This is a genomic window from Polymorphospora sp. NPDC050346 (assembly GCF_040655695.1).
GTDB classification, from domain to species: domain Bacteria; phylum Actinomycetota; class Actinomycetes; order Mycobacteriales; family Micromonosporaceae; genus Polymorphospora; species Polymorphospora lycopeni.
On sequence record NZ_JBFAKM010000006.1, the window covers coordinates 88,474 to 110,153 of the forward strand.

General features: G+C 71.8%; 16 protein-coding genes. 10 read left to right on the forward strand and 6 right to left on the reverse strand.

The genetic code is table 11. The features are described from left to right. The first annotated feature begins 34 nt into the window (after nt 1–34). Together AB0I42_RS08440 and AB0I42_RS08445 are read left to right on the forward strand one after the other, a co-directional pair. Entirely contained in the window at nt 35–1,444 is a 1,410-nt protein-coding gene (locus AB0I42_RS08440; RefSeq protein ID WP_357535391.1) for a class II fumarate hydratase, read from the forward strand. Nucleotides 1,445–1,477: 33 nt separating this feature from the next. Further along, on the forward strand, nt 1,478–2,158 hold the full coding sequence (locus AB0I42_RS08445) for an HAD family hydrolase (RefSeq protein ID WP_357535393.1): 681 nt from the start codon (nt 1,478–1,480) through the stop codon (nt 2,156–2,158). A gap of 27 nt (nt 2,159–2,185) precedes the next feature. On the opposite strand, the gene AB0I42_RS08450 is transcribed toward AB0I42_RS08445, so the two are convergent. Next, on the reverse strand, nt 2,186–2,833 hold the full coding sequence (locus AB0I42_RS08450; protein WP_357535394.1) for a helix-turn-helix domain-containing protein: 648 nt from the start codon (nt 2,831–2,833) through the stop codon (nt 2,186–2,188). Between the two features lie 131 nt (nt 2,834–2,964). Between AB0I42_RS08450 and cysS the strand changes: the two genes are divergently transcribed. The 3 genes from cysS (at nt 2,965) to AB0I42_RS08465 (ending at nt 8,840) form a co-directional block, all read left to right on the forward strand. Next, nucleotides 2,965–4,380 (forward strand): cysteine--tRNA ligase, encoded by a 1,416-nt coding sequence (cysS, locus tag AB0I42_RS08455; RefSeq protein WP_357535396.1) that lies wholly within the window; start codon nt 2,965–2,967, stop codon nt 4,378–4,380. Next, nucleotides 4,380–5,519: a 23S rRNA (guanosine(2251)-2'-O)-methyltransferase RlmB gene (gene rlmB / locus AB0I42_RS08460; protein ID WP_357535397.1), complete on the forward strand. Its 1,140-nt coding sequence runs from the start codon at nt 4,380–4,382 to the stop codon at nt 5,517–5,519. The genes cysS and rlmB overlap by 1 nt, the downstream gene beginning before the upstream one ends. 108 nt (nt 5,520–5,627) lie before the next feature. Then, nucleotides 5,628–8,840 (forward strand): Hsp70 family protein, encoded by a 3,213-nt coding sequence (locus tag AB0I42_RS08465; RefSeq protein ID WP_357535399.1) that lies wholly within the window; start codon nt 5,628–5,630, stop codon nt 8,838–8,840. A gap of 130 nt (nt 8,841–8,970) precedes the next feature. On the opposite strand, the gene AB0I42_RS08470 is transcribed toward AB0I42_RS08465, so the two are convergent. From AB0I42_RS08470 to AB0I42_RS08490, 5 genes are all read right to left on the reverse strand, one after another. Next, a complete protein-coding gene (locus AB0I42_RS08470) occupies nt 8,971–9,651 on the reverse strand; it encodes a hypothetical protein (protein WP_357535401.1) in 681 nt (226 codons plus the stop codon). Nucleotides 9,652–10,012: 361 nt separating this feature from the next. Beyond that, nucleotides 10,013–10,819, reverse strand: a complete 807-nt coding sequence (locus AB0I42_RS08475; RefSeq protein WP_357535671.1) for a carbohydrate ABC transporter permease — start codon at nt 10,817–10,819, stop codon at nt 10,013–10,015. A gap of 77 nt (nt 10,820–10,896) precedes the next feature. After that, nucleotides 10,897–11,877, reverse strand: a complete 981-nt coding sequence (locus tag AB0I42_RS08480) for a sugar ABC transporter permease (RefSeq protein WP_357535402.1) — start codon at nt 11,875–11,877, stop codon at nt 10,897–10,899. Nucleotides 11,878–11,907: 30 nt separating this feature from the next. After that, a complete protein-coding gene (locus AB0I42_RS08485) occupies nt 11,908–13,254 on the reverse strand; it encodes an extracellular solute-binding protein (RefSeq protein ID WP_357535403.1) in 1,347 nt (448 codons plus the stop codon). Nucleotides 13,255–13,273: 19 nt separating this feature from the next. Next, on the reverse strand, nt 13,274–14,308 hold the full coding sequence (locus AB0I42_RS08490) for a LacI family DNA-binding transcriptional regulator (RefSeq protein WP_357535405.1): 1,035 nt from the start codon (nt 14,306–14,308) through the stop codon (nt 13,274–13,276). Between the two features lie 232 nt (nt 14,309–14,540). Between AB0I42_RS08490 and AB0I42_RS08495 the strand changes: the two genes are divergently transcribed. The 5 genes from AB0I42_RS08495 (at nt 14,541) to AB0I42_RS08515 (ending at nt 21,489) form a co-directional block, all read left to right on the forward strand. Then, entirely contained in the window at nt 14,541–15,872 is a 1,332-nt protein-coding gene (locus AB0I42_RS08495; protein WP_357535407.1) for a Gfo/Idh/MocA family oxidoreductase, read from the forward strand. Nucleotides 15,873–15,969: 97 nt separating this feature from the next. Next, a complete protein-coding gene (gene uxaC / locus AB0I42_RS08500; protein ID WP_357535409.1) occupies nt 15,970–17,400 on the forward strand; it encodes a glucuronate isomerase in 1,431 nt (476 codons plus the stop codon). Continuing rightward, nucleotides 17,397–18,698, forward strand: coding sequence for an enolase C-terminal domain-like protein (locus tag AB0I42_RS08505; RefSeq protein WP_357535411.1), 1,302 nt, complete (start codon nt 17,397–17,399; stop codon nt 18,696–18,698). Before uxaC ends, AB0I42_RS08505 begins: the two co-directional genes overlap by 4 nt. A 29-nt stretch (nt 18,699–18,727) precedes the next feature. Beyond that, nucleotides 18,728–20,218, forward strand: a complete 1,491-nt coding sequence (locus AB0I42_RS08510; RefSeq protein WP_357535672.1) for a mannitol dehydrogenase family protein — start codon at nt 18,728–18,730, stop codon at nt 20,216–20,218. A 95-nt stretch (nt 20,219–20,313) separates the two neighbouring features. Continuing rightward, nucleotides 20,314–21,489: a Gfo/Idh/MocA family oxidoreductase gene (locus AB0I42_RS08515; RefSeq protein ID WP_357535413.1), complete on the forward strand. Its 1,176-nt coding sequence runs from the start codon at nt 20,314–20,316 to the stop codon at nt 21,487–21,489. Nucleotides 21,490–21,680: the final 191 nt, after the last annotated feature.

Genomic DNA, 21,680 nt, shown 5'->3' on the forward strand with positions numbered 1-21,680 from the left:
GGGATCTCTGCGTGCCGGCGCCGCGCGGGGCAGGATGGAGGGCGTGACTTCTCCTGAGGCTGTGGGCTACCGGATCGAACGCGACACGATGGGCGAGGTCCAGGTGCCCGCCGACGCTCTCTGGCGGGCCCAGACCCAGCGCGCGGTGGAGAACTTCCCGATCTCCGGCCGCGGGCTGGAATCCGCGCACATCCGCGCCCTCGCCCAGATCAAGGGGGCGGCGGCAGAGGTCAACGCCGAACTCGGGGTGCTCGACCCGGACATCGCCGACGCCGTCGCCACCGCCGCGGCGCACGTGGCCGACGGCGGCTACGACGACCAGTTCCCGATCGACGTCTTCCAGACCGGCTCCGGCACCTCGTCGAACATGAACACCAACGAGGTGATCGCCACCCTCGCCGAGCGTGAACTCGGCCGGAAGGTGCACCCGAACGACCACGTCAACGCGTCGCAGTCGAGCAACGACGTCTTCCCGTCGTCGATCCACCTGGCGGCCACCCAGGCGGTCGTACACGATCTCCTGCCGGCACTGCGGCACCTGCACGCCGCCCTGGCGGCGAAGTCCGGCGAGTTCGCCACCGTCGTCAAGGCCGGCCGCACCCACCTGATGGACGCCACGCCGGTGACCCTCGGCCAGGAGTTCGGCGGGTACGCCACCCAGGTGCGGCTCGGTGTCGAACGGCTGGAGTCCGTCCTGCCGAGGCTCGGCGAACTGCCGCTCGGCGGCACCGCGGTCGGCACCGGCATCAACACGCCGCCCGGGTTCGCCGCGGCGGTCATCGAACGGCTCCGCCAGGAGACCGGACTGCCGCTGACCGAGGCCCGCGACCACTTCGAGGCGCAGGGCGCCCGCGACGCGCTGGTCGAGGCGTCCGGGCAGCTCAAGACCGTCGCGGTCAGCCTCTACAAGATCGTCAACGACATCCGCTGGATGGGCTCCGGCCCCACCGCCGGGCTGCGCGAGCTGCTGATCCCCGACCTCCAGCCGGGTTCGTCGATCATGCCCGGCAAGGTCAACCCGGTGGTGCCCGAGGCGGTCCGGCAGGTCTGCGCCCAGGTGATCGGCAACGACGCCACGGTGTCGTTCGCCGGCACCCAGGGCGACTTCGAACTCAACGTGATGCTCCCGGTGATGGCCCGCAACCTGCTGGAGTCCATCCGCCTCCTGGCCGCCGCCGGCCGCCTGCTCGCCGACCGCTGCGTGGCCGGCCTGGTCGCCGACGAGAAGGTCACCCGCACGTACGCGGAGAGTTCGCCGTCGATCGTCACCCCCCTCAACCGCCACCTCGGGTACGACGAGGCCGCCTCGATCGCCAAGCAGGCGCTGGCCGAGGGGATGACCATCCGCGAGGTGGTGATCGAGCGCGGCCACGTCGAGTCGGGCCGGCTCACCGAACGGCAGCTCGACGAGGCGCTCGACGTGTTGCGGATGACCCGTCCCTGAGCCCGGGGCCGCCGTCGGCCTACCCTCGACGACGTGATCTCCACTGTGGTCTTCGACGCCGACGAGACGCTGATCGACCTGCGGCCGGCGGTGACCGGTGGGCTGGTGGCCGTACTCGAGGAGATGTGGCGGCTGACCCCGATGGCGGCGGACGTGACACTCGCCGACCTGGAGTCGGACTGGGGCGCCGTCTTCGGCGAGTTGGCGTCGGCGCCGGTGACCGAGATCCGGCGGGCCGCGCTGGCCCGGTCGTTGGCGCGGGCCGGCCTGGAGACCGAACTCGACCGGCTGGCCGAGCTGTTCTTCGCCCGGCGCTTCGAGCTGACCCGCCCGTTCCCCGACGCGCTGCCGGCGCTGCGGCGGCTGCGGGAGACGTACACGCTGGGGTTCGCCACCAACGGCAACAGCCGGGCGGAGCGGTGCGGGCTGTCCGGCGAGTTCGCGTTCGAGATCTACGCCCATGTCGGCGGGGTGCCGAAGAAGCCGGACCCGGCCTTCTACGCGACCGTGGTGTCGGCGGCCGGGGTCGATCCGGCGGCGGTGGTCTACGTCGGCGACTCGCCGGAACACGATGTGACCGGCGCCCAGGCGGCCGGGCTGCGGGCGATCTGGCTCAACCGCTCCGGCGCGGCGATGCCGGCCGGTCTACGCCCGGACGGCCAGGTCCGGTCACTCGCCGAACTGCCCGCCGCGATCGCCGCCCTGCCGACCTGACCCCCGGCGCGACCCGGGCCGGGCGCCTCAGCCGAGGGCGGTGGCGATCGCGGTGGCGGCGGCGGTCACCTGTGGGCCGACCGATTCGATGTCCAGGGCGGCGAGCGCCACCACGCCTACGCTCGCGGCCAGGCCCTCGACGCCGGGGACCGGGGCGGCCACGCCGTACGCCCCGGGCTGCAGCTCGCCGACGGTGGCGACCGGGCCGAGGTCGCCGAGCCGGCCGGCGAGGATCGCCCGGCCCGCCGCGCCACGGTCGAGCGGATGCCGCGACCCGGCCCGGTAGGCGACGTGGAACGCGGTCCAACTCGGCTCGACGACCGCCAGCGCGACTCCCTCGTCACCCTCGGCCACGGTCAGGTGGGCGGTCGCACCGACCTGCTCGGCCAGCCGGCGCAGTGCCGGCAGGGCGGCGTCGGCGAGCAGCGGCTGCGCCCGGCGGGCGAGTTGCAGCACCCCCACCCCGAGCCGGAGCCGGCCGGCCGTGTCGCGGCGGACCAGGCCGTGCTGGACCAGTGCGGTGACCAGCCGGTAGACGACCGTACGGCCGACACCGAGCCGGGCCGCGGCCTCGGTGACGGTCAGCCCGGCGGGTGCGTCGGCGACCAGTTGCAGCAGTCGTAGCCCCCGGTCGAGGGTCTGTGCCGTCTCACCCGGGCGGGGCGCGCTCTCCACGACCGAGACCCTACGCGCGGAGCGGGTCGGCCGGCGCCACGCCGGCCCCTGCCGGCCGCCAAGATCGGATAAGGTGGGTCAGAGGTATGTCCGGACGCCGCCGGGAAGGCCGCTGCGGCTACCCTTGTACGGTGACGCTACGCCTTTACGACACCGCGACCCGATCGGTGCGGGACTTCGTCCCGCGCGAGAGCGGCAAGGTGGGCGTCTACCTCTGTGGGCTGACCGTGCAGGCCGCGCCGCACATCGGCCACCTCCGTTCCGGCGTCAACTACGACGTGCTCCGGCGCTGGTTCCTGCGCAACGGCTACGAGGTGACCTTCGTCCGCAACATCACCGACATCGACGACAAGATCCTCGACAAGGCGTGCGAACAGGACCGGCCGTTCTGGTCGATCTCGTACGCCAACGAGCTGATCCTCTCGGCCGCCTACCGCAGCCTCAACGTGCTGCCGCCGACGTACGAGCCGCGGGCCACCGGGCACGTGCCGGAGATGCACGAGCTGATCGCCCGGCTGATCGCCGACGGGCACGCCTACCCGGCGCTGGACGGCTCCGGCGACGTCTACTTCGACGTCAGCTCCTACCCGGCGTACGGGGAACTGTCCGGGCAGCAGCCGGACGCGATGCGGGCGGCCGAGGACGCGCCCGGGTTCGCCAAGCGCGACCCGCGCGACTTCGCCCTGTGGAAGGGGCACAAGTCCAGCGAACCGGCGGACGCCTCCTGGCCGTCGCCGTGGGGCCGGGGCCGGCCCGGCTGGCACATCGAGTGCTCCGCGATGTGCTGGCGCTACCTGGGCACCGAGTTCGACATCCACGGCGGTGGGCTCGACCTGACCTTCCCGCACCACGAGAACGAGGTGGCCCAATCCAGGGCCGCCGGCTTCGGGTTCGCCCGCTACTGGGTGCACCACGGCCTGCTCAACCTCGGCCCGGCCAAGATGAGCAAGTCACTGGGCAACGTCATCGACCTGGCCCACGTCACCGCGATCGGGGTCCGCCCGGTCGAGCTGCGCTACTACCTCGTGTCGCCGCACTACCGGTCCCGGATCGACTACTCCGACGAGGCGCTGCGCGAGGCGGGGGTCGCCTACCGGCGGATCGAGGGCTTCGTGCAGCGGGCCGTGGAACGCGTCGGCCGCATCGGTGCGGGTGCGGTGCCGGCGGCGTTCGCCGCCGCGATGGACGACGACCTCAACACCTCGGCGGCGACGGCGGTGCTGCACGACGCACTGCGCGACGGCAACACGGCGCTGGCCGACGGCGACGACGACGCCACCCGCGTCGCGCTGGCCGCGGTACGGGCCATGCTCGACATCCTCGGCGTCGACCCGCTCGACCCGGGAAACATCGGCGGTGAGCGGGGCGGCGACCTGAGAGGGGTCGTCGACTCGCTGGTCGCGCTGGCCCTGGAGCAACGGGCCCAGGCCCGGCAACGGAAGGACTGGGCCGCCGCCGACGCGGTGCGCGACCAGCTCAAGCACGCCGGAGTCGTGGTGGAGGACACCCCGCACGGCCCGCGTTGGACCATTGGAGAACAGGACTGATGGCTGGCAACTCGCAACGCCGTGGGCGTCGGGTGACCCCGAAGAAGGGCGCCACGATCGGCTCGGGCGGCAAGAACCGCGCGGGTCTGGCCGGCAAGGGCAAGACCCTCCCGGCCGACGAGCGTCCGTGGCACAAGGCGTACTCGGGCACCGAGAAGCTGCCCCAGCGCACCGCCTGGAAGCAGGACAAGGAGCGGCGGGCGGCGGCCGAGGAGGGCCGGGCGCCCAAGATCGGCACACCGGGCTCGAAGGACACCACCTGGGGCGTCGGGCAGCGGGGCGCCGGCAAGCCGGCCCGCGCGGCCGCCGGCAAGGCGGGCGGCCGGGCCGGTTCCCGGACCCCGACCCGCAGCGGGCCACGGGTGGCGCCCGGCCGCAAGTCGATGCCGGCGAAGGACGCCCCCGAACTGCTCGTCGGGCGTAACCCGGTCGTGGAGGCGCTGCGCACGCACGTCCCGGCGACCGCGCTGTACGTCGCACACGGCATCGACATCGACGACCGGGTCAACGAACTGGTCCGGACCGCCGCCGACCGGGGCATCGCGATCCTGGAGGTCAGCCGGCCCGAACTGGACCGGATGACCGGCGGCGTGCTCCACCAGGGCGTCGGCCTGCAGGTGCCGCCGTTCGCGTACGAGATCTTCGAGGACCTGCTCGCGGCGTCGGTCGAGCACACCGCGCCGCTGCTCGTCGCGCTCGACGGCGTCACCGACCCGCGCAACCTCGGTGCGGTGATCCGCTCGGCGGCCGCCTTCGGCGCGCAGGGCGTCTTCATGCCCGAACGCCGCGCGGCCGGCATCACCGCCACCGCCTGGCGCACCAGCGCCGGCGCCGCCGCCCGGGTCCCGGTGAGCCAGGTGACCAACCTGACCCGGGCCGTCAAAGCCTGCCAGCAGGCCGGCTTCATGGTGGTCGGGCTCGACGCCGACGGCGAGACCGGGCTCTACGACCTGGAGGCCGCGGTCGGACCGCTGGTGGTGGTCGTCGGCTCCGAGGGCCGCGGGCTGTCCCGGCTGGTCGGCGAAACCTGCGACCTGCGGGTGAGCATCCCGATGGTGTCGGAGATCGAGTCGCTCAACGCCTCGGTGGCCGCCGCCGTGTCGCTGGCCGAGATCGCCCGGCGGCGCCGGGAGTCCTGACCCGCGGAGCCACTGCCACGGGCCGTGCGGCCCCGGACCGGTTTCGGGGCGGCGCGGCCCCCGTAACATGCAGGGCCGGGCATCCCCTCGCCCCGGAGGAGTCGGCAGATGGCAGACCAGGACGGCTACGCGCTCGGCGTCGACCTCGGCACGTCGAACACCGTCGCCGTGCTGCGCTGGCCGGACGGCCGTACCCGCCCGCTGCTGTTCGACGGCCAGCCGGTCATGCCGTCCGGGGTCTTCCTCGACGAGTCCGGCCGGTTCCACGTCGGCCGGGACGCGCAGCGGCTGGCCCAGGCCGACCCGGCCCGCTACGAGCCCAACCCGAAGCGGCGGATCGACGAGGCCGGGGCGCTGCTCGGTGACCGCGAGGTGGCCACCGTCGACCTGCTCGGCGCGCTGCTCGGCGCCGTCGCCCGGGCCGCGGTCGAAGCCGTCGGCTTCCTGCCGCCGGCGGTGGTGACATACCCGGCGGCGTGGGGCGCCCGCCGCCGGGAGGTGCTCGCCACCGCGGTCGGCCGCGCCGGCTGGCCGCCCGTCGACCCGGCCACCGTCGCCAGCGGCGAGGTCCGCCAGGGCACCGGCACCATCCTGCTCCCCGAACCGGTCGCCGCCGCCCGCTACTTCGCCGACGTGCTGCGCCGGCCGGTGCCGGTCGGCAAGGCGATCGCGGTGTTCGACTTCGGTGGCGGCACCCTCGACATCGCCGTGGTCCGCAACGAGGGCACGGACGGCGGAGGCCGGCCCCGGTTCGTGGTCGTCGGCTCCGGTGGCGTCGCCGAACTGGGCGGTCTCGACCTCGACTCCGCCCTCGTCGACCACCTCGGCCAGCTGCTGAACACCGCCGACCCGGGCGCGTGGCAGCAACTCGCCCGGCCGGCCACCCCGGCCCAGTCGCGCAACCGCCGCCAGTTCTGGGAGGACGTACGCGGCGCCAAGGAGATGCTGTCCCGCAGCACGGTCGCCCCCGTTCCGGTCCCCGGCGTCGACCAGGCCGTCCACCTGACCCGTGACGAACTGGAGCGGCTGGCCACCCCGCTGCTGCGACGCGGGGTCATGGAGGCGGGCACCGTCATCACGAACTGCCGGATGACCAGCGACGAACTCGCCGGCCTGTTCCTGGTCGGCGGCTCGTCGCGGGTGCCGCTCGTCGCCCGGCTCCTGCACTCCGAACTGGGCATCGCCCCGACGGTGCTGGAGCAGCCCGAGCTGCCGGTGGCCGAGGGTGCCCTGGCCGAACTCGTCGCGCCGGCCCCGTCGCCGGCGACCGTCGCCGGGCCGGCCGGTCCGCTGGGCGCCGGAGACCTGGCGGCCGGCGGACTCGCCGCCGGCGGCCCGGTGGTCGCCGGCCTCGGCGCCGGTCCGGCGGCTTCTGGTCCGTTCGCTCCTGGTCCGGCCGCTCCCGGTTCGGGCCTGGCGGGGCCCGGCGTAGCCGGTCCGGGCGTTCCCGGCGCCCCGCCGACCGGCGCCCATGGCGGGCCGGCCGGCGCCGGTGCGGTGCCGGGCGGTGTCGGGCCGGCCGGTGCCGTGGTGCCATCGCCGGCCGGGCCGCCGGTCACCTCCGCCCCGCCGTACCAGTCCGGCACCACCTACCAGGCCGGGACGTACGCGTCGAATGCCGCCGGTTCGCCCGCCGCACCGCCGGTCAGCCCCGGCCCGGCGCCGGGGGCCGGAGTCGCTTCCGTGCCGCCGTACCGGCCGGATTCCTCCTCCGGGCCGCCGTACCAGCCGGGGGTGGCCTCCGCGCCGCCGTACCGGCCCGAGGCCCCGTACGGCCAGGGCGGGCCGGCGGCGCCCGGCCAGCCGTATCCGTCGGGTGCTCCGGTCGGGTATCCGGTCTCCCCGGCGAGCCGGCCGGCACCGCAACCCGCCGCCCCGGTGTCCGCGGCGCCGTCCGCTTCCCGCTACGGCGGCCCGCCACCGCGTCCGACCGAGCCGGACCGGGAACCGGTGGACATCCACGGGTGGCGGCACCGGCGGTCGTGGTGGATGGGTGCCGGCGCGGCGGTCGCGGTCGTGGCGGTCGTGGCCGCCGCCTACCTCTACTTCACCGGCAACCGCTACGCCGACATCGAGTTCAAGACCTTCGCCGACGTCGGGACGGTCAAGGCCGGTGACACCCGGCCCTCGCGCCTCTTCACCCGGGTCGTCGGGGACCGGGCGTACGCCGCCTACGAGCGGGAGGACGACCGGCTGGAGATCGTGGCCGTCGACATCACCACCGCCAAGGTGGTCTGGCGCCGGCAGACCACCGAGACGTCCGACGACTGGGCCGGCATCAGCGCGCTGCCCGACGGTGTCATCGCGTACGCCGACCGGATCAGCGACTCCGAGCCGCGCGCCATGGTCGTCTACGACGACGACGGCGACAAGCTGTGGACCCACCAGATCCGGGGGAACGACTGGGTCTTCGTCTTCGACGGGGCGGCCGTGGTCATCGACCGGACCGGCAACCGGGTCGTCGGCCTCGACCGGCGGTCCGGTACGCAGAAGTGGTCCCACGACAACCCGCGGGACCAGTACGACAACGCGGCGACCGCCGTCTACCCGGTGACCACGGAGAAGGACATCTCCGGCCCGGCCATGGTCGATGGCAGCGCGCTCGCCCCGGATCTCGGCGACGACCAGCGGATCGTGCAGGTCGGCGCGGACCGCAGCGTCCGGGTGATCGACGTGAAGAGCGGCGAGATCGTCAAGAGCCGACCGAACGTGGCCGACCCCGACGACACGGTGCTGGCGTACGGGAACCAGCTCTTCGTCGGCGCCAGCGAGAGCGGATACCGGATCGCCGCGTACGACCTGGAGAGCCTCGGTGAGCCGTCGATCGTCTACACCGCGGCCGACGCGCAGGGACGGCTCGACGCCATGGTGCCGTGCGGTGACGGGCGGATCTGCCTACTGGAGACGTCGTCCCTGGACCGGAAGACCACCCACCTGGTGGCGGTGAACACCGAGAAGGACGGCGAGATCTGGCGCAAGCCGTCCCCTGACGCCCAACTCGTCGTGCCGGTGGGCGACCACGTCATCACCCGGACCCAGAGCAACTCGGAGTCGAAGGTCTTCGACGCCGACGGTGACGAGTTGGTCAGCCAGGAGGGGGTCGCGGTCCGGCTCGACGCGGCCAACGTACTGCTCTTCAGCGAGGACCTGACCACCTACTCGGCCAGCCCGAGCGTCGCGGGGCTGCCGGTACGCGCCGGCGAGCCGGTCCAGCTCGGCCAGCTCAAGGACGTCTGGCCGGCGAGCTGCTCGTGGAACACCGCCCAGATCATCTGCGGGACCGACGAGGGATTCGTGGTGAGGCGCTTCACCCCGGAGTGAGGCCGGCCGCGCGGCGCCTCGGTGTTCCTTGTCGATCTGAGCGAAAACCACCTCTCCCAGCCTGGGAAAGGTGGTTTTCGCTCAGATCACGAAGCTGTTCGCCGCCGGCAATGCGGCGAGGGGTGCGGCGTCAGTTGGCCTTGGCCGAGTGTCGGCGTTCGGTACGCCGGACCACGGCGTGCAGGGCCAGTAGCGCGTATCCGCCGAGGATCGGGATGACCGCCGGCAGGATCATGACGCCGAGGACCGCCACCAGCGCGGCGACGCCCGCGGTGGCGAGCAGCAGGCCGGGATGCGCCCCGGCGGTCAGCGCGGCGGCGCGGGTGGCGGCCAGCCAGTCCCGGCCGCCCCGCCGCCCCACCTCGACCAGGGTGAGTCCGGCGAGCCCGGCACCGACCACGGCCAGTACGACGGTCAGCACGACCAGCGGGGCACCGCCCGGTACGACGCCCCGGTGCAGCGCCAGCAGGTTGACCCCGAGCAGCGCCGTGACGGCGAGCAGGGCGAGGGTGGCCACCGCACCGGGCAGGAGCGCGCGGGCGAACCGGTGCAGGGTCGGCCGCAGCCCGGGCCAACTGTCCGTCTCGATCCAGTCGTGGACGGCGGCGCTCGCGGTCGCCACCGCACCGCCCGCCGTCACCACGCCGAGCGACCCGATGGCCGCGAGGATCCCGACCAGGGCCAGGTCGCTGGCGTTGCGCAGGGTGTCCCGCCAGTCCCGCCGCGGCGCTGCGGCATCGGCTTCCTCCGGCCACCGGCCGACGACCGGGTCGGCTGCCGTGCCGTCCGACGCACCCGGACGGTCGACCATCCCCCGACGAGACACCCGCCCGGACGTCATGACCAGGCACCCGCCCCGCCATCGACCCCCGACCAGCGACCAGCACCGCTGCCGCCCGACGAGACACCCGGACCAGCGTCAAACCCCGACCGGCTCACGCAACCACGACGAGACACCTGGACCGGCGTCAAACCATGACCGGCACCGCTGTCACCCGACGAGGCACCTGGACCAGAGTCCAACCATGACCGGCCTGCCGCACCACGACGAGACACCTGGACCGGCGTCAAACCATGACCAGCACCGCTGTCACCCGACGAGGCACCCGGACCAAAGTCCCACCTTGACCGGCTTGCGCAACCACCGACTGGCACGCCGTGACCCTCCGGTTTCACCCTTTGAGCCCGCTCGTGTTGATCCCCTCGACGAGCATCCGCTGGAATGCGACGAAGAAGAGGAAGACCGGCAGCAGGGACAGCACCGACATGGCGAACATCGGGCCGACCGCGCTCTGGCTGGTCGAGTCGATGAACAGGGTCAGCGCGACCGGCACCGTGTAGTCGTCGAGGTCGGACAGGTAGACGAGTTGCCGGAAGAAGTCGTTCCAGGTCCAGATGAACGAGAAGATCGCCGTGGTGACCAGCGCCGGCCTGCTCAGCGGCAGGATGACGTGGTAGAAGACGCCGTACGAGCTGGCGCCGTCGATCTTGGCGGCCTCGTCGAGTTCGCGCGGGATGCCCCGCATGAACTGGACCATGAGGAAGACGAAGAACGCCTCGGTGGCCAGGAACTGGGGTACGACCAGTGGCAGGTACGGCCAGGGGCCGCCGACCATGTCGAAGGTGCGGAACAGGATGTACTGCGGCACGATCAGCACGTGACCGGGGAGCAGCAGCGTCCCGATCATGATGGCGAACCAGATGCCGCGGAACTTGAACCGCAGCCGGGCGAAGGCGTACGCGGCGAGCAGGCAGGAGATCGCGTTGCCGATGACGGTCAGCAGGCTGACCAGGGCGCTGTTGAAGAAGAACCGGCCGAAGTTGACGTCGAAGTTGGTCCACCCGTTGGTGTAGTTGCCCGGGGTGAACCGTTCCGGCAGCAGGCCGATGTTGTTGACGATCTCTTCCTGCGACTTGAACGACGTCCCGATCATCCAGATGAGCGGGTAGAGGACGACGGCCAGGATCGCGATCAGCATGAGCAGGCGCAGCGCCTGCCGGCCGCCGCCGCCGGCGGACCGGCGGGTGGCGGCGACTGCCGGTGTCTGGGTGACCATCAGCGGTCCTCCCCGTCCGAGTAGTGCACCCAGAACCGCCCGGTGCTGAAGAGCACGATCGTGATGGCGGCGATGGCGAGCAGGAAGACCCAGGCCATGGCGGACGCGTAGCCCATCTCCAGCTCGGTGAAGCCGGTTATGTATAGGTTCAGCGTGTACATCAGTGTGGAGTCGACCGGGCCGCCGGTGCCGTTGCTGAGTACGAACGCGGCGGTGAAGCCCTGGAACCCGTTGATCGTCTCCAGCACCAGGTTGAAGAAGATGACCGGTGACAGCATCGGCAGGGTGATGTTGAGGAACTGGCGTACCGGCCCGGCGCCGTCGACGGAGGCGGCTTCGTAGAGTTCGGTCGGCACCTGCTTGAGGCCGGCCAGGAAGATCACCATCGGGGCGCCGAACTGCCAGATGGCCAGCACCATGAGGGTTTCCAGGGCCCAGTCGGGGTCGTTGACCCAGGGCTTGCCCTCGATGCCGAAGATGCTCAGGAACGAGTTGAACGCCCCTTCGCGGTTGAACATGTTGACCCAGACGATGGCCAGCGCGACGCTGCCGCCGAGCAGCGACGGCAGGTAGAACAGGCCGCGGAACAGCCCGACGCCGCGCCAGGCGCGGTTGAGCAGCAGGGCGACGGCGAGGGCCGCGGCCAGCTTGAGCGGTACGGCGATCAGGGCGAACGACAGCGTCACCTGTACGGCGTGCCAGTACGACGGGTCGGCGGTGAACATCCGCTCGTAGTTGGCGAAGCCGACCCATTCGAGTTCGGACCAACTGCTGAGGATGTCGTAGTTGGTGAAGCTGAGGTAGAGCGAAAGCAGCATGGGGATCGCCGTGATGGCCATCAGTCCGATGAGCCAGGGCGACAGGAAGACGTACCCGGCCAGACCTTCGCGCCGTCGGACCCGTCCGGACCCCCGCTTAGCGGAGGTCCGGACCGGGTCCTTGGTGCGCGAGGTCGGTTGGGGCGCCGTGGTCAACGCCACGAGTCGACTCCTCTCCGATCTCGTGACGGGCTATACGATCGCGGACTTGCAGGCGGTCAGGAACGCGGCGGCGGCCTGGGCCGGCGTCTGCCGGCCGTACTGGGCCTCCTCGGCCGACTTGATCAGCTCGGCCCGGACCTTGCTGTGGCCCTTGAGTGGCACCTGCGGGGACGGGCCGAACTTCGTGGCCAGGTCGGTCTCGACCTGGATCGAGGTCTTCATGGCCTGGTCGGTGACGGCGTCGCTGACGGTCTTGCGTACGTCGAGGTTGGACGGCAGGCCCCGGTCGGTGCCGAGGATCTTGCCGGCTTCGGGGTCGTTGGACAGGAAGTTGAGTACGTCGACCGCGACATCCTTGTGCTTGGTGCCGCGGAAGACCGACCAGTACATCGAGGCCCGGGCCCACTGCGCGCTCGGGTCGCCGGGGTAGGCCATGACGCCGAGTTCGTCCTTGGTGTTCTTCTTCAGCTCCGGCAGCTGGTTGACCCACACGAACGAGGTGGCGGCCTTGCCGGTGACGACGAGCTGCTTGGTGATGTCGGTGGCGTTGCCCTCGTGGATCACGTCGGCGGTCGGGGTGGCACCGCGGTCGCGGGCGCCCTTCCACAGCTCGAACCAGCGGGTCACGTCGGACTCGTCGAAGCCGAGGTCCTTGCCCTTGTAGAGGTCCTTGCCCTGCTGGCGCAGCCACACCCAGAACGCCTTGTAGTCGGCGCTCGGGTCCATGGTCCCGGGGGTTCCGGTGGTCTTGCTGACCTGCTCGGCCCAGGTGATGAAGTCTTCCCAGCTCATGCCGGTGGTCGGCTCGGGCAGGTTGTGCTTCTGCAGCAGCGTCTTGTTGTAGACCAGGCCCTGGGTGTTCTCGCCGGAGGCGATACCGGCGAGCTTGCCGTCGACGACGCCGTACTGCCAGAGGCTCTCCGGGAACTTGGTGACGTCGAGCTTGTTGTCGTCCTTGTACGAGGTCAGGTCGAGCGTGGTGTTGCGCGACGCGTACTCGGTCAGGAAGTTGTCGTCGATCTGGAAGATGTCGGGGGCGTCGCCGCCGGCGGTGAGGGTGGCGAGCTTGTCGAAGTAGCCCTGGTTGGCCTGCCAGGTCTTCTTGAAGGTGACGTTGGGGTGCTTCTGGGTGTAGAGGGCGAGCGCCTGCTCGGTGAGGTTGGCGCGTGCCTCACCGCCCCACCAGAAGATCGACAGTTCGACCGGGGCGTTGGGGTCGGTGCTCGCTTCGTTGTCCTCGCCACCGCAGGCCGCGGCGCCGAGGACCAGGGGCAGTGCGACGACCGCCGCGACCAGGGCACGTAGCCTACGGCCACGACGGAAAGGGGTACGGTGGTCGCGCGGGGCGTCCGCCGTCGGGGATGAAGCGGGGTGCATTTGCGCTCACTCCTTGGCGTTAGGAGGCGACTCCTTCGAGGGCGGCTGTCGCCGTGCTGCCCGGGCCCGCAGGGCAATGCGGGCCCGGGCTCGTTGAGTCGCGAATGACCAGTTCGGTCTGCAGCGTTACCTGTGCGGTGGTGCGACGGTCGTCTCCGTGCTGTAGCAGCATGTCGACGGCCGTCCGGCCGGCGGCCGCGGTTGGGGTGGCCACCGTCGTCAATTTGGGGCGGGTGAGCCGGCTCAGCGAGATGTCGTCGATGCCGACCACGCTGATGTCTTTCGGCACCCCGATCCCGAGCGCGTCGAGCCCCTCGATGAGGCCGATCGCCATCAGGTCGTTGTAGGCCAGTACGGCGGTGACCTCGGCGCGGCGGACCTGGTCCGCCATGCTCTGACCGCCGTCTTCGGTTGGTGGGTTGGGGCCGAGCACCGTGAGGGTGGCGTCGGCGGCACGGGCCGCCGCGCCGGCCGCGCGGCGGATCTCACGACTGGTCCACGAGCCGCGCGGACCGCTGAGCAGGGCGATCTCGCGGTGGCCGAGGCCGGTCAGGTGTTCGATGGCCAGGCGGGCGCCTTGACCGACGTCCATCACGACCGCGGGTAGGCCGGTGACCTGCCGGTTGATGACGACGAGCGGCACCTCCCGGCTGAGTTGCTCGATCAGGCTGTTGCTCATCCGGGGGCTGCACAGCAGGACCCCGTCGACCTGCTTGGCGAGCGCGTGGACCAGTTCCTCCTCGACCGACGGGTCTTCGTTCGTGTCGGTCACGAAGATGTGGTAGTCCCGGTGTCGGGCCTGGCTCTCCGCCGCCTTGATCAGGGGCGGGAAGAACGGGTTGGCGATGTCGGCGACCATCAGGCCGATGTTGTGGGTACGGCCGGTGATCAGTGCACGGGCGGCTTTGTTGGGGCGGTAACCGAGGTGCTCGGCGCAGGCCAACACGCGACCACGGGTCTCCGGGTTGACCAGGTGCGGGGCCGAGAACGTGCGGGAGACGGTGGAGATGTGCACCCCGCAGGCCCGGGCTACGTCCCGAATGGTGGCAGGCACGTGAATCCCTTTCGCACTGTGGCTGTCGTCACTTCGGTGCGCCAATTAATGCAAACGGTTGCTCGGGTGTCAACGCCTGGATTACCGGATCATTGCGGCGAGGTTCCCGATCGCCGTCGTGAACAGTAGCTAACTAGGACAATCAGGGCGACTTTGCTGTCGAGCGTTGACGATCCTTGGGTTACGTGGTTATTTCTGCTGCAAACGTTTGCAGTTACGGAGGCGGTGCGGAATGTCAGGCGAACCCGGTCGACGGCAGCGTTACGCCCTGGTCGGAGCTGGTGCGCGGGCGGAGATGTTCGTCCGCTCCCTGGTCCTCGACCACGGCGCGACCGCCGAACTGGTCGCGCTGGCCGACGTCAACCAGACCCGGATGGACGCCCACAACGCCTGGCTGCGCGAGCTGGCCGCACCGGCCGTGCCGACGTACCGGGCGGCCGACTTCGGCGCCATGCTGGACAAGGAACGCGTCGACACCGTGCTCGTGACCAGCGTCGACAGCACCCACGACGAATACATCGTCGGCGCGCTGCGGGCCGGCTGCCGGGTGATCACCGAGAAGCCGATGACCGTCGACGTGACCCGCTGCCAGCGGATCCTCGACGCAGTGGAGGCGACCGGCGGCTCGGTGGCGGTCGCCTTCAACTACCGCTACAACCCGTTGCACGAGAAGGTGCGCGAAATCATCGCCGCCGGCGAGATCGGTGAGATCGGCTCGGTCCACTTCGAGTGGCTGCTCGACGTACGGCACGGCGCGGACTACTTCCGCCGCTGGCACCGCGACAAGGCCAACTCCGGCGGGCTGATGGTGCACAAGGCCAGCCATCACTTCGACCTGGTCAACTGGTGGCTGGACGCGGTGCCGGTCGAGGTCTACGCCGCCGGGCGGTTGTTCTTCTACGGCTCCGACGCCGGGCACCGGCACGGCTACGCCCGCGACTACGACCGGGTGCACGGCTCACCGGCGGCCACCGACGACCCGTTCGCGATGCACCTCGCGCAGCACCCCCGGCTGCGCGCGCTCTACCTCGACGCCGAGACCGAGGACGGCTACCACCGCGACCGCAACGTCTTCGCGCCCGGCGTGACGATCGAGGACGACATGGCGGTCCTCACCCGCTACTCCACCGGCGCGACCCTGACCTACCACCTCACCGCGTACGCGCCCTGGGAGGGCTACCGGGTGATGTTCAACGGCAGCCGCGGCCGCCTGGAACTCGAGGTCGTGGAGAGCGACCACGTCAGCCCGCAGAGTGCCGGCGCGCTCAAGGGTGCCGCGTTGCACGGCACCGAGGCCGCCGCCGAGTCCGGCGCGGTCAGCCTGACCGTACGGCCGTTCTGGACCAGGCCCCGGGAGGTGCCGGTGCCCGGCTACCGCCGCGAGGGCCACGGCGGCGCCGACGCCCGGATGACCGGGGTGCTCTTCGGCGGCGCGGCCGACCCGATGACCCGGGGCGCCACCGCCCGTGACGGGGCCCTCGCCCTGCTCACCGGCCTGGCCGCGAACCGCTCCTTCGAAACCGGGCAGCCGGTGCGGGTCGCCGACCTGCTGTCCGTGACCTGAGTGCCGGCCGGCCGCGCCCCGTGACCTGACTGCCGGCCGGCCGACCCGGCCGCCCCGTGACCTGATCCCGACCATGCACTTGCGAGGAGACCGCAACGTGTCGCCGACACCCAGATCCGACATCCTTTTCCCGGCCGAGCCCACCCAGCGGGCCCTCGCCCGGGAGCTGTACGCGCTGGCCAAGGACCAGCCGATCATCTCCCCGCACGGGCATGTCGACCCGCTGATCCTCGCCGACGACGCGCCGTTCCCCGACCCGGCCCGGCTGATCATCGTGCCGGACCACTACGTCACCCGGATGCTGCTCAGCCAGGGGGTCCCGCCGGCCGAGCTGGGCGTACCGACCGTCGACGGCCGGCCGGTGGAGACCGACGGCCGCACCATCTGGCGGCGGTTCGCCGCGCACTGGCACCTCTTCCGTGGCACCCCCTCCCGGCTGTGGCTGGAGCGGACCTTCGCCGAGGTCTTCGGCGTCGAGACCGCCCTGAGCCCGCAGACCGCCGACGAGGTGTACGACACCATCGCCGCCCGGCTCGCCGAACCCGAGTTCCGGCCCCGGGCGCTTTTCGAACGCTTCAACATCGAGGTGCTGGCCACCACCGAGTCGCCGCTGGACGACCTGGGCCGGCACGCCAAGCTCGCCGCCGACGGCTGGGGCGGCCCGGGCGGCCGGGTGATCACCACGTTCCGTCCCGACAACGTGGTCGACATGGACTTCGAGGGCTGGGCCGACAACGTCGCCCGGCTCGGTGAGATCACCGGAGCCGACACCGGCACCTACCGCGGCTACCTCGCCGCCCTGCGCGACCGCCGGCAGGCGTTCATCGCCGCCGGGGCCACCTCGTCCGACCACGGCCACCCGACCGCGCTGACCCTGGCCCTGTCCGAGGCCGAGGCGACCGCACTCTTCGAGCGGGGCCTGCGCGGTACGGCCGACGCGGCCGACGCCGAGGCCTTCCGCGCCCACATGCTGCTGGAGTTCGCCCGGATGTCCATCGAGGACGGACTGGTGATGCAGCTGCACCCGGGATCGGTCCGCAACCACAACCGCTGGCTGTACGAGACGCACGGGCGCGACGTCGGCGGCGACATCCCGCAGGCGACGGAGTACCTGCACGCGCTCACCCCGCTGCTCGACGCGTACGGCAACGACCCGCGGCTGCGGGTGGTCGTCTACACCCTGGACGAGTACACCTTCAGCCGCGAACTCGCCCCGCTGGCCGGTGGCTACGCCGCCCTCTACCTGGGTGCCCCGTGGTGGTTCCTGGACTCGCCGGAGGTGCTGCGCCGCTTCCGCGAGTCGGTCACCGAGACCGCGGGCTTCTACAACACGGCCGGGTTCGTCGACGACACCCGGGCGTTCTGTTCCATCCCGGTACGCCACGACGTGGCCCGCCGCATCGACGCGGGCTTCCTCGCCCGGCTCGTCGCCGAGGAACGGCTGCCGCTTTCCGAGGCGGCCGAGACCATCGTCGACCTGGCGTACCGGCTGCCGAAGAAGATCTTCAAGATCGGGGAGAGGTTATGAGCGGCACGGTCACCATCACCGGCGTCGACGTACACGACGTGCGGTTTCCCACCGCGGCGGCCGGCGACGGCTCGGACGCGATCAACCGCGGTGACTACTCGGCGACCTACGTCGAACTGCGCACCGACGCCCCGGACGGGGTCTTCGGCGCCGGGTTCACGTTCACCAACGGCCGGGGCAACGAGATCACCTGTGCGGCCATCCGGGCCCTGTCGCACCACGTCGTGGGGCGTACGGTCGGCGAGATCTTCGCCGAGCCGGTGACGTTCTGGCGGTCGCTCACCGCCGACGTGCAGCTGCGCTGGCTCGGCCCGGAGAAGGGCGTCATCCACATGTCGGCCGGCGCGCTGGTCAACGCCGTGTGGGACCTGCGGGCCAAGCTGGAGGGCAAGCCGCTGTGGCGGCTGCTCGCCGAGATGCCGACCGAGGAACTGGTCGCCAACATCGACTTCCGGCACATCACCGACGCGCTGACCCCCGACGACGCGCGGGCCATCCTCGACAAGGGCCTGACCGGCTGGGAGGAGCGGCTCGCCGGCATCGAGCGGGACGGGTTCCCGTCGTACACCACCTCGGTCGGGTGGCTCGGTTACCCCGACGACAAGGTCCGGGCGTTGACCCGGCAGGCGTACGCCGAGGGTTGGCGGGCGATGAAGATGAAGGTCGGCGGGCCGATCGAAGACGACGTACGGCGGGCCCGGATCATCCGCGAGGAGATCGGCCCGGACGCGTTGCTGATGATGGACGCCAACCAGGTGTGGGACGTCGACGAGGCGATCGCCAACATGGCCCGGCTCGCCGAGGTCGACCCGTACTGGATCGAGGAGCCGACGCACGCCGACGACGTGCTCGGCCACGCCCGGATCGCCCGCGCCGTGGCGCCGATCCGGGTGGCCACCGGCGAGGTCGCGGCCAACCGGGTGATCTTCAAGCAGCTGCTGCAGGCCGAGGCGATCGGCGTCATGCAGATCGACGCCTGCCGGGTCGCCGGGGTCAACGAGGTGCTCGCCGAGATCCTGATGGCGGCCAAGTTCGGGGTGCCGATCTGCCCGCACTCCGGCGGCGTCGGCCTCTGCGAGTACGTCCAGCACCTGGCGATCTTCGACTACCTGCGGGTCGGCACCTCGCTGGAGGGCCGGATGGTCGAGTACGTCGACCACCTGCACGAGCACTTCGTCGACCCGGTACGCACCCGGGACGGTCGCTACCTGGTGCCCGAACAGCCCGGCTACAGCAGCACGATGCGGCCCGCCTCGATCGCCGAGTTCTCCTTCCCGGACGGCCCGGCGTGGCGATAACCAGCCAGCCCGGCGCGGCGACCGGCAGCCTGCCCGACCCGGCCCCGGGCGGGCGGCTGCGGCTCGACACACTCCGTCACCTGCCCGCCGAGAGCCGCCCGCTGGTACGCCCCGGCGAGGTGTCCGCCGGCATCGTGCACCTCGGGCTCGGTGCCTTCCACCGGGCCCACCAGGCGGTCTACACCGAGGCGGCGATCGCCGCGGCCGGCGGCGACTGGGGCATCGTCGCGGTGGCCCCGCGCAGCCTCGACACCGTGCGCCGGCTCACCGAGCAGGACAACCTGTTCAGCGTCACGACGATGTCGGCCGCCGGGACCGGCACCAACGTGATCGGCGCGTTCGCCGGCGTACGGCACGCCGCCGGGGACCCGGCCGCCATCGTCGCGCTGCTCGCCGATCCGGCGATCCGGGTGGTGACGCTGACCGTGACCGAGAAGGCGTACCAGCTGGATCCGGCCACCGGCGTGCTGCGGCCCGACCCGGCCGTGGCCGCCGACCTCACCAGCGACCGGCCGCCGGTGACCGTACCCGGACTGCTCGTCCGTGGGCTGATGGCCAGGGCGCGGGCACACGCCGGCCCGATCGCGCTGGTGAGCTGCGACAACCTGCCGTCCAACGGCCGGCGGCTGGCCGGGCTGGTGACCCAGGCGCTGGAGTACGCCGACGCGCCCGCCAAGGCCGTCGACTGGGTGTACGCGAACGTGACGTTCCCCGGCACCATGGTCGACCGGATCGTCCCGGCCAGTACCTCCGACACCCTCGCCACGGCGGAGCGGGCGCTCGGGGTCGCCGACCTGATGGCGGTGGCCGGTGAGCCGTACCGGCAGTGGGTGATCGAGGACCGGTTCCCGGCCGGCCGGCCGGCGTGGGAACGGGCGGGCGTGGTGCTCACCGACGACGCCGGCGGCTGGGAGCGGCTGAAGCTGCGGACCCTGAACGGCCTGCACTCGGCGACCGCCTATCTGGGCGCGCTCGCCGGGCGGGAGACGATCGCCGACGCGCTGCGGATCCCGCACCTGACGCGGGTGCTGCGCCGGCTGGTCGCCGAGGACGTGGCGAACAGTTTCACGCCGCCGGACGGCGTCTCGGTGGTCGAGTACGGCGAGACGGTGCTGGAGCGGTTCGCCAACCCGGTCATCTGCCACCGCACCGTACAGGTGGCGATGGACGGGTCGCAGAAGCTTCCGCAGCGGGTGCTGCACACGATCCTCGACCGCCGGGCGGTCGGGGCGAGCCCGCGCTGGGCGGCCCTGGTGGTCGCCGCCTGGATGCGGTTCGCGCAGGGTCGCGCCGACGACGGTTCGGCGCTGCCGCTCGACGACCCGCTGGCGCCGATGATCGGTGCCGCGCTCGCCGACAGCGACGGGACCCCGGCCGGTGTGGTCACCGCGCTGCTCGGCCTGACCGAGGTGTTCCCGTCCGGGCTCGCCGACGACGATGTGGTTCGTGAACTGATCGTGGACTGGTTGACCGCGCTGGACCGGCACGGCGTCGAGGCGACGCTGGCCGGGGCGACCTGACCGTACGACCGCCGGGCGGCGGGACCGGGTCCCGCCGCCGCGCGGTGGAGCGGGAGCGGGCCGCTGCCGCGGTGGAGTGAGATGGAGGAGGAACGGTGACGACACCGACGGTCGCCCTGATCGGGGCGAGCGGCCACGGGCTGTGGCACCGCCGGGCGCTGGCCCCGTTGCACGAGTCCGGCCGGCTCCGGCTCGTCGCGCTGGTCGACGTACGGCCGGTGGAGGCGGCGCCGGACGCGCCCGTACCCGAGGGGGTCGGGGTGTTCACCGACCACCGGGAGATGCTGCGCGTCGCCCGGCCCGACGTGGTGGTGATCTGCACGCCCGCGCACACCCACCTGCCGATCGCGCTGGACTGCGTGGCGGCCGGCGCCGACCTGCTGCTGGAGAAGCCGCCGGTGCTGACGCTGGCCGAGCACGCCACGCTCGCCGACGCGCTGGCGGCGGCCGGGCGGACCTGCCAGGTCGGGTTCCAGGCGCTCGGGTCGGCGGCGCTGACCGAGTTGCGGCAGGCGGTCGGCTCCGGTGCCCTGGGTACGGTCACCGGCGTGGCGGCGGTCGCGTCGTGGCGCCGCGACGACGCCTACTACGCCCGCTCGTCGTGGGCCGGCCGGCGGTCCGTCGACGGCCGGCCGGTGCTCGACGGAGCCCTGGCCAACCCGCTGGCCCACGCGGTGATGCAGTCGCTGGTGATCGCCGGTGGGTGCGCGTCGGGCCGCCCGGTGTCGGTCGATGTGGAGCGCTACCGGACCCGGCCGATCGAGGTGGACGACACGGCCACGATGCGGGTGACGCTGGACGGCGGCCCGCCGGTGGTGGTCGCGGTGACGCTGGCCGGGGAGGATTTCATCCCGGGCGAGGTGATCGTGCACGGTACGGCCGGTCGGGCGGTGCTGGAGTATCCGACCGACCGGCTCAGGCTGCCGGGTGAGCGGGTCGCGCGGGAGGTGCCGGGCCGGGTCGGGTTGCTGGAGAACCTGTTGGCCCATCGCGCCGACCCGGCGGGGGTGCCGTTGATCGCGCCGCTGGCCGCGACGGAGGCGTTCACCGCCGTGGTCGAGGCGATCGGGACCGCGCCGGAGCCGACCCTGGTCGACGCGGTGTCGGTCGGTGCGGGGCCGGCACGGGTACGGGTGATCGAGGGCATCGACGGTGCGCTGCGGCTGGCCGGGGATCGGATGGCACTGCTCTCCGAACTCGGGGTGGCCTGGGCCCGGCCGCCGTTCCGGGCGGAACTCGCCGGGGCGGCCGGAGTCGGGCAGGGCGGGTGACGGAAAACATATTGCAAATCTGGGGAACAACAGTCCGGTAGCAAAACGGACCGAAGAGTACGAACCTCGGCGAGAGTGGCCGAGTGAATATGTATTGCCCAGATTCAATGCAACATATCTGCGTTTCCAATGCATTGACATATTTGTAGCCACTTACCTAGCGTTTGTTCCAGTGAGGTTTCGTACTGGCG

What these genes read in the sequence shown, in the direction of transcription:
- AB0I42_RS08440 (WP_357535391.1), top strand. Translation starts at nt 35, where the DNA reads ATGGAGGGCGTGACTTCTCCTGAGGCTGTGGGCTACCGGATCGAACGC.
- rlmB (WP_357535397.1), top strand. Translation starts at nt 4,380, where the DNA reads ATGGCTGGCAACTCGCAACGCCGTGGGCGTCGGGTGACCCCGAAGAAG.
- AB0I42_RS08465 (WP_357535399.1), top strand. Translation starts at nt 5,628, where the DNA reads ATGGCAGACCAGGACGGCTACGCGCTCGGCGTCGACCTCGGCACGTCG.
- AB0I42_RS08470 (WP_357535401.1), bottom strand. Translation starts at nt 9,651, where the DNA reads ATGGTCGACCGTCCGGGTGCGTCGGACGGCACGGCAGCCGACCCGGTC.
- AB0I42_RS08475 (WP_357535671.1), bottom strand. Translation starts at nt 10,819, where the DNA reads ATGCTGATCGCGATCCTGGCCGTCGTCCTCTACCCGCTCATCTGGATG.
- AB0I42_RS08485 (WP_357535403.1), bottom strand. Translation starts at nt 13,254, where the DNA reads ATGCACCCCGCTTCATCCCCGACGGCGGACGCCCCGCGCGACCACCGT.
- AB0I42_RS08495 (WP_357535407.1), top strand. Translation starts at nt 14,541, where the DNA reads ATGTCAGGCGAACCCGGTCGACGGCAGCGTTACGCCCTGGTCGGAGCT.
- AB0I42_RS08505 (WP_357535411.1), top strand. Translation starts at nt 17,397, where the DNA reads ATGAGCGGCACGGTCACCATCACCGGCGTCGACGTACACGACGTGCGG.